We start from the raw sequence: 7,540 nt of genomic DNA, 5'->3' as shown, positions 1-7,540 counted from the left end.
TGAGGCGGCGTTCTACGATGCCCAACGGACCGCCCAACCCCTGGTCGGAATCCAATAGCCCGAGCCTCCGGCAGAACCAGGGCGGTTCAGACCCCTACCGTCTTCCGGGCGGGCAGTGGTGTGCCGGTGCCGCTCTCGAAACGTCAATCTGAGATCCTCGACGCCTTGGAGGCGCTGTTTCTTGAGCGTGGGTTTCGCTCCTTGTCGGTCGCCGAGCTGACGGCAACAGCGCACTGCTCACGCGCAACGCTTTATGAACTCGCCCGCACGAAGGAAGAGCTGTTCTTACTTGTGCTGGAACGGATCATCCACCGTATTGACGTACAGGGCCGTGCCGCGGCCGCGAAGGTGACTGATCCGACGGCGAAGATCGAGGCCTACGTGACCCGAAATGTAGAGGAGCTCAGCAGAACCGGGCCCGGGTTCGTCGATGACACGACCCAGTACCGTCCTGCCGCGCGTCTGTTGAACGACTTCGCCGCGACCGCGGTTGCGACGTTACAGAGGTTCATCGAGGAAGGTATCGCCAACGGAGTGTTCCCAGACGTCGACGCCGAGTTCGCTGCGCTGATGTTGGTCGCCATGGCCCAACAATTGACATCCCGGCAGTTTCAGGCCATGGCCGGGCAACCCTGGACCGAGTCGGTGAGGGCCGGCCTGAACATGCTCGTTTACGGCATCGTCGGGGGGGCCAGCCCGCGACGGCGACGCCGCTGAGCGTGTCGCAAGAATCAACGAGACTCTGCAGCGGATGACATTTTGCCGATGAACCTCGTATCGCTGGCTACATTCCCCGCCCGAGTCGCGATCGCGTTCGGCGAGGCGAGCCTTGGTGTCGCGCGTCTTGTCGCGCCCGACGGTCCAGTGCGGTTGTTGTACCAGGCCGCGGCAGTCACGAGTGAGGACCGCCCCCTTGGCAAGGCGATGGCCGAGGGCGGCGTTGTCGACCGGGTGTTGGACGAGAACGGCGTGGTGTCGCGGCTCACCGAAGTCGGTGGACCCCTGGATCGATTGATCGAGGAGGGCGGCGTCATCGACCGGGTCGTCGCTCCCGACGGTACCTTCGACCGGCTGATGGCTAAGGAAGGTGCGATCGATCGAATGCTCATGGAGGGCGGCGTCATTGACCGGCTCCTCGCCAAGGAGGGGCTGATCGAGCAACTCGTCCAAGAAGGCGGCGTCATCGAGAATCTCAATGAACTCGTCACGGCGATCGTGGATATTCTTCCCGTCGTGCAGCGGCTGGAGCCCGCATTCCTGGCGCTGGTGCCGGTTCTCGAACGGGTCGAGCCCTACCTGATCGAATTGGTGCCGGTTCTGGCGAAGGCCGAGCCGTCGGTCGCTCAGCTTGCCCCGGCCGTGGAGGAGGTTGCACCCGTTGTGGAGCGCCTTGCCCCCGTCATCGTCCAGTTGGCGCCGGTGATCGAGTCTTTGGAGCCCATCATCAGACGATTCGACGATTCGTCGCAGGCGCTGGCTTCTGCGGTCGAACCGCTCCGCGAAATCGGCAAACGGGTGCCTAGAGTGGGCAAGCGCGGCGAACGGCGAAGCTGAGTCGGTCCGAGCTCGCAATGAGCGATGCCGAGCACTGCCACGCGCGAGTAGAAGGCCCGAGATCACTTGCCATGCGCACGCAACTGGCACAATGCCGTCGTCGTTGCGACCACGGTCCCTTCGTCGTTCTTGACCGCAGCTTCGACGATATAAGCGCTCTTTCCGTTTGCGTCGACTTCGGTGGCCACCCGGGCAATCTCCTCGTCGGATAGTGATGCCTCCGACACCACATCGGTCCTCGCCGGCTTCAGGAAGGAAATCTGCACATCCTTCACGAGTGGATAGAACCGCGCGTTGTCGAACACGGGCAACGCGAGTACGCCGCCGAGCATCTCGGCGACGGTGAACAGCACGCCGGCGTACATCACGCCGAAGTGGTTGCCATTGCCTTCGATAGGCACGCTCAGCGCGGCGTAGCCGCGCCGCACCTCAACGGCTCGCACACCCATCGTGTGCGCAATCGGGATCGTGTACTCCATTGCGCTGTTGATTATTTCGATGAATGACGGTGATTCGTGACTCACGAGGAAACCTCGACCGGTTCGACGACGATCTCAGCGAGGCGGCTGGCGATGATCGTCTCGGCTTCGGCGATCATTCGCTCTACAAGAGCTCCGACCGTGGGGATGTCGTGAATGAGGCCCTGCGCGAGACCCGCGCTCCAGATGCCTGCAGCAAGGTCGCCTTCGTCGAACACCTTGCGGCCGCGCTCACCGGACACTAGGTCGCGCAGGTCGTCGAATGAGCCGCCGCCGCCCTCGATCTCGACTACCCTGCGGCTGACCTCGTTGTCGACGACGCGTGCGGTGTTGCGGAGCGTGCGGAAGATCAACTGAGTGTCGAGATGCGAGTTTGCGACGATCTGTTCTTTGACCTTGGGGTTGATGCAGGACTCCTGGGTGCACAAGAAGCGGGTGCCCATGTTGACGCCGTCTGCGCCCAGCGCCAGCGCGGCGACCAACCCGCGGGCATCCGCGATGCCACCGGAAGCGATCATCGGGATCTGTAGCTCCCGAGCCGCGGCCGGAATCAGAATCAGGCCTGGGATGTCGTCCTCGCCGGGGTGCCCAGCGCATTCGAAGCCGTCGATACTGACTGCGTCGGCACCCAGTTGCTGTGCCTTGATGGCGTGGCGCACGCTGGTGCACTTGTGGAGGAACTTGATACCTGCCTGCTTGAACTGCCCGACGAACGGGGCCGGATTGCCGGCAAATTCGACGATCTTGATACCGCTGTCGACGATCGCCTCGACGTACTGCTCGTAGGGCGGCGGATTGATTGTCGGCAGCACGGTGAGGTTGACGCCAAACGGCTTCTTGGTGAGTTCGCGGGTGCGCTCGATTTCCAACCGTAGGTCGTCGGGCGTCGGCTGGGTGAGGGCCGTGAGGAATCCCAGCGCCCCGGCGTTGGCGACGGCTGCGACAAGCTCGGCGCGCCCGACCCACATCATGCCGCCCTGGGTGATCGGGTGGTCAACGCCGAATTCCTCGGTGAACCGGGTGCGAAGCATAACGAGTGTTCTCCTTAATTGTGTTGTGACGCTGTCTAACGGAATCGAATTGTCCGATTTGCTGAGGACGCCGGCGAACCGGTGTTATCGCGACGAAGCCGCCGTGCAGGTCGCACGATCCATCGGCGTGCCCTCGTCGGCACACTTCCGTGCCCAGGCCTGACCACCCGCCCGGTCCTCACTGGATCAGGTTCTCCATGCGAGTGTGGAAGTAACTCTGCACTCGGTCTGCCATCCTTGGCGCGACTCCGTAGAGCAACCTCCCTACGGCGGAGACAGGGTGATCGAGTTGGCGCGGCTGTCGACGGATAGCGTCGACTATCATCTCGACTGCCTCCTCGGTAGTGAGCCGAGCGAATCCAGTCCAGTCGGCGCCAGCGATCATCTCGGTTTCCACAAGCGGCAACCGGACGCTGGTGAATCTCACGCCGTCGTTGAGGTGCTCGACCGCGGCGACGTTGAGGACCGATTCAAGCGCCGATTTCGACGCGACGTAGGCCGAGAAGCGGGCGCCGTGGATCGGCACGGTGATCGACGAGGTATGCACAACCTGGCCCGAGCGCCGAGCAGACATTCCGGGTAGGAATCGCAGCAGCAGACCGACTGCGCCGAGATAGTTCACGCGCACCGTGCGCTCGAAATCGTGTAGGCGGAACTCCGATTCGGCGAGCGTTCGCATAATTGACCGTCCTGCGTTGAGAACCAACACGTCGGGCGCACCGTATTTGGTTAGAACGGCATCGGCGATCGAGTTGATGCCGTCGTCGGACGCGAGATCCCCGGGGATCGCAGCCGCACAGTCACCAGCCCCTCTGATGACACGGACCAAATCATCAAGTAGATCGGCCCGCCGCGCAGTAACGAGCACAATTGCGCCGGCTCCGGCGACTCGGATCGCCAACTGCCGCCCGATGCCGCTGGACGCACCCGTAATCAGCACCGTACGGCCGCGAACCCGGGACTCGAGGCTCGGCACGAACGGCCGAGGCACACGTCGGACCCGAGTCAACACCGTGCCAGTCCTCATCACGAGCGCCACGCCGAGCTCCTTCGACCCCTTCCATAACTTCGAGGCTTCTGTATCGGCGGTCACGCCAGCCCCCCGACGATCCGGGTGTCGTAACGTGCTCGCCGCCCGCCTATAGGGCCGATCGACGTCTCGTCGTAACGATGTTCGGAGATCTCGGGCAGCGCTGGATCAGCGATTTCTTGGCGGATCAGCTGGATCTGAAGCGCACGATGACGCTCGGCCACCCTGTTATGCCCGCGCCGCGCCGTCGTTGTCGTCATCGCAGCCACCCTCCCGCTTCACAAGTCCGCCTGACAGACGATACATGGTTATGAATCATCATTCATATTTTGGATTGACAGATCAACTCAGTGATGTCACGATCATGGCTATGGCGACGATCACAAGCTCGGTCGCTGCTGGAGTTTTTCTCGACCCACCCACCACCTGCGTGGCGCAACACACCACGCCCCTGCTCATTGGGGCGATCATCTTCGCGTTGCTCTCTGCGATCGTGGGAGTGATCTACACGATGCGCACCCGAAGCGCGCTGTACTTCTGGACGGCGGTGGCCGGATACACGCTTTATCCGTTCGTCGTCGAGCCGCTCGCCGACTGGTTTGTGGCGGCGTGGTACCCGACCAATCATCTGGTCGCATTGACGGTGGCCGATCGGCCGATGGCGTTGTTCGGAGTGTTCTTCTACGGCGCGGGAATTCCGCTGTGCTCGGTAGCTGCGTGCGAGATCGTCCGACGGGGATTGCCGGCCAAGGTCCTGCTACTGCTGGTCGGCGTTGTTACCGTGCTCGAGTTGCCGCTGGAAATGCTTGGATCGCACTTCTGCTGGATCATCTATTACGGTAACCACGCGGTGCTGCTCGGCGTCCCGATTTACAGCCTCGTGCAGAACGGCGGCATGTTCGCCGTGATCGCCTGGGTGCTGGGCTGGTTGATGCCGCACGTGCGCGGCTGGCGTTGGATGCTCGTGCCGCTTGCGGTGGCTGCAGCGCTACCTGCCTTCGCGGTGGTGACATCCTGGCCCGCCTACCTCGCGATCGCCCTCCACGCAGGGCCGGTGGTCGGTTGGTCTGCAGGGGCGATTGCCACGGCACTCAATCTGGCCGTCGTCATCTGGTGTGTCTACTCGCCGACGCTGGAGCGGTACCGGGCCGACGCCGGAGCGGCAAGAGCAATCGCCACTGCTCCCGCCGCGGTGGCCTGATCGGAAGGCGGGAAAGCCAGTGATCGAAGCGACTCGTGAGATCGCCTTGGATATGCCGGTGTCGACAGTATTTGCCTACGTTACCGACTACCGAACCTGGCGGCTATGGTGTCTCGGACTGGAACGCGTCGAGGTGATCGGCGAAAGGGCTACCGGCGTGGGTGCGCAGTTCGAAGGTCGCACCCGGGTAGGCAAACTCGGCGTGAAGTGTCGCCTGCTTGTGACGGGCTGGGAAACCAATCGGCTCATCGCCGCCGAGACGACCGCAGGGATCAAGGCCGCCGTGACATTCGTGTTGTCGGCTCCAGCGCCGCGGCGCACGATGCTCAGTGTTCATTTTGGGTATGCCCTTCCCGGTGGTGTCGTCGGCCGGACGCTTCGCCCGTTGATGAGTCCCTTCGTGTGCCACGCCATGGACCATATTGAGGCCAACCTTCGCGAGCAGCTACCGCTGGCAGGTGTCACGCAGGGTGCGCGTCTATGACTGAGTTGAATGCCACCGAGGCGGATGTGGCTGTCACCCAATGTCCGGTCGCGCATGGCAAGACCGCGCGGGTCCACGGTCGGTTGCCGTTGCCCCCTGGCCCAAAGGGGATGCCCATCGTTGGTGTCGCCCCTAACATCATGCGTGATCCGTTCGGCTACCTGCCGAAGCTGGTCCGACGTTACGGCGACATCGTCACGGTGCCGTTTCCCGCGGTGCGGATCATCCTGGTAAGCAACGCCGATTACGTCAATCGCGTGTTCAACGGGGATCCCGATGTGTACTCCCACTACCACGAGATCGCCGAGGTTGCCGGCATGCCGGGTGGGCCGAAGCCGCTTCCGGTGTTGGAAGGCCAGCAATGGAAGCGACATCGAGGTGTCATGCACAAACCGTTCACCGAGCGCAAGCTCAAGGCCGCAACACCGGTGATCACAGCGGCGCTTGAGCACGCGATCACGGCTTGGGACCGCATGGCTGACACCGGCGAATGGATCGAAATGCAGCATGAAATCGGCATTGTGACGATGTCGGCGCTCATGCATTCGATGTTCGGCGGCACGTGGAATGACGCACAGATCGCTGATTGGGTCGAGCGCACCCTCGAACACGGCAAGCTCATGGCGCGCAGTATGGCGATCTATCCGCTGTTCTGGAGATTGCCGAAAGGGCAGCAGATCTACCTGCATGCCCCGATCCCACTTCTGAATCGTGGCCGAAGGAACCTTCAGGTGATGAAGCGACTGGTCGACGACATGATCGTCGCGCGGAAGGCCACCCCCACCGATTCGTCGGATGTGCTCAACCAGCTGCTCGGCGCCACTTTCGACGACGGCACCACATTCACTTATGAGGAGCTGCGATCGGAGATGATCACATTGCTCTTCGCAGGTTTCGATACCACCGCAGCCGTGTTGTCCTGGACGCTCGGGCTGCTCGCATTGAATCCACATGAATGCGACAAGGCCTACGCCGAGGTCGATGCGCTCGCGCGGACGTCGTTCGGCTACGGCGACCTACCACAGCTTACTTACCTGCGCGCCTGTTTCGACGAGGCGCAGCGGCTGCAAGGCGCCCCGTTCAATGCGCGATTCGCGACCCAGGACGACGAAATCGACGGGTACCGAGTACCCAAGGGGGCCATTGTGATTACGTCGCTGCATGCGATGCATCGTGATCACCGGTACTGGAACAAGCCGGAAGAGTTTCGTCCAGAGCGATTCCTCGGCGATGACATCGACAAGTACGCGTTCATGCCATTCGGCGTCGGTCCACGGCGATGCCTGGGCATGCGGATGGCCTACCTCGAGGGCGTCTCGGCGCTGGCGAACATATTGGCGCGATACCACTTCGAAGTGCCCGGCGGTTGGCAGCCGAAGCACAGCTATCACCTGTCGACCGGCCTCAAGACACTCCCGATGCGCCTCTACCGCCGCTGATCGCATTCATCCGAAGGGATCCATCATGACCTACGCGCCGTTACGGCACGCTAGATCGGTAGCCGTCTCGCTCCTGGATCGGTTGCCGGCCCATTCCGAGCCGTTGGCTGAGCCGCCGGCAGGGTCTGACCTTTGCCCCGTAATGGGTGATGGTGGTATGCCGTTGCTCGGCGACGCGTTGCCAGTGCTGATGCAACACCTGGAGTGGTCACGCGCGCAGCGGAAGCGTTATGTGAACCGCCCTGGAAATCCCGGAGGCTCCTGACCTTGGAAACGAGGATGCAGGTATGCCGAAGGAACAGTCTGCTGGGAAGCCCACGAC

Annotated in this window: 9 protein-coding genes; 5 read left to right on the top strand and 4 right to left on the bottom strand. The window is 62.6% G+C overall.

Features of this window, described 5'->3' with window-relative positions; translation table 11 throughout:
• The first annotated feature begins 126 nt into the window (after positions 1-126).
• Both MSZK_RS03030 and MSZK_RS03025 read left to right on the top strand, forming a co-directional pair.
• The gene (locus MSZK_RS03030) at positions 127-717 is read left to right on the top strand and encodes a TetR/AcrR family transcriptional regulator (protein WP_158230538.1); all 591 of its coding nucleotides are present in this window, start codon (positions 127-129) and stop codon (positions 715-717) included.
• Positions 718-765: 48 nt separating this feature from the next.
• Positions 766-1,554: a hypothetical protein gene (locus tag MSZK_RS03025; protein WP_099244708.1), complete on the top strand. Its 789-nt coding sequence runs from the start codon at positions 766-768 to the stop codon at positions 1,552-1,554.
• Between the two features lie 62 nt (positions 1,555-1,616).
• On the opposite strand, the gene MSZK_RS03020 is transcribed toward MSZK_RS03025, so the two are convergent.
• The 4 genes from MSZK_RS03020 to MSZK_RS03005 form a co-directional block, all read right to left on the bottom strand.
• Positions 1,617-2,078: a PaaI family thioesterase gene (locus tag MSZK_RS03020; protein ID WP_233211091.1), complete on the bottom strand. Its 462-nt coding sequence runs from the start codon at positions 2,076-2,078 to the stop codon at positions 1,617-1,619.
• Positions 2,075-3,064 carry a nitronate monooxygenase family protein gene (locus tag MSZK_RS03015; protein WP_099244704.1) on the bottom strand — a complete coding sequence of 330 codons (990 nt, stop codon included), beginning with the start codon at positions 3,062-3,064 and terminating at the stop codon, positions 2,075-2,077. Before MSZK_RS03015 ends, MSZK_RS03020 begins: the two co-directional genes overlap by 4 nt.
• Before the next feature lie 178 nt (positions 3,065-3,242).
• Entirely contained in the window at positions 3,243-4,157 is a 915-nt protein-coding gene (locus MSZK_RS03010) for an SDR family NAD(P)-dependent oxidoreductase (RefSeq protein WP_233211090.1), read from the bottom strand.
• Complete coding sequence (locus tag MSZK_RS03005) at positions 4,154-4,354, bottom strand: hypothetical protein (RefSeq protein ID WP_142389846.1); 201 nt, start codon at positions 4,352-4,354, stop codon at positions 4,154-4,156. Before MSZK_RS03005 ends, MSZK_RS03010 begins: the two co-directional genes overlap by 4 nt.
• A 44-nt stretch (positions 4,355-4,398) precedes the next feature.
• Here MSZK_RS03005 and MSZK_RS03000 point away from each other — a divergent pair, with 44 nt between their 5' ends.
• The 3 genes from MSZK_RS03000 to MSZK_RS02990 are packed head-to-tail and all read left to right on the top strand — an operon-like array spanning position 4,399 to position 7,218.
• The gene (locus MSZK_RS03000; protein WP_142389845.1) at positions 4,399-5,295 is read left to right on the top strand and encodes a hypothetical protein; all 897 of its coding nucleotides are present in this window, start codon (positions 4,399-4,401) and stop codon (positions 5,293-5,295) included.
• A gap of 19 nt (positions 5,296-5,314) precedes the next feature.
• Entirely contained in the window at positions 5,315-5,779 is a 465-nt protein-coding gene (locus MSZK_RS02995; protein WP_099244698.1) for an SRPBCC family protein, read from the top strand.
• Positions 5,776-7,218, top strand: a complete 1,443-nt coding sequence (locus MSZK_RS02990; RefSeq protein ID WP_099244696.1) for a cytochrome P450 — start codon at positions 5,776-5,778, stop codon at positions 7,216-7,218. Before MSZK_RS02995 ends, MSZK_RS02990 begins: the two co-directional genes overlap by 4 nt.
• Positions 7,219-7,540 lie beyond the last annotated feature (322 nt).

This window comes from Mycobacterium sp. shizuoka-1 (genome assembly GCF_002723835.1).
Taxonomy (GTDB): domain Bacteria; phylum Actinomycetota; class Actinomycetes; order Mycobacteriales; family Mycobacteriaceae; genus Mycobacterium.
This window is presented reverse-complemented; position numbering and strand designations above follow the sequence as displayed.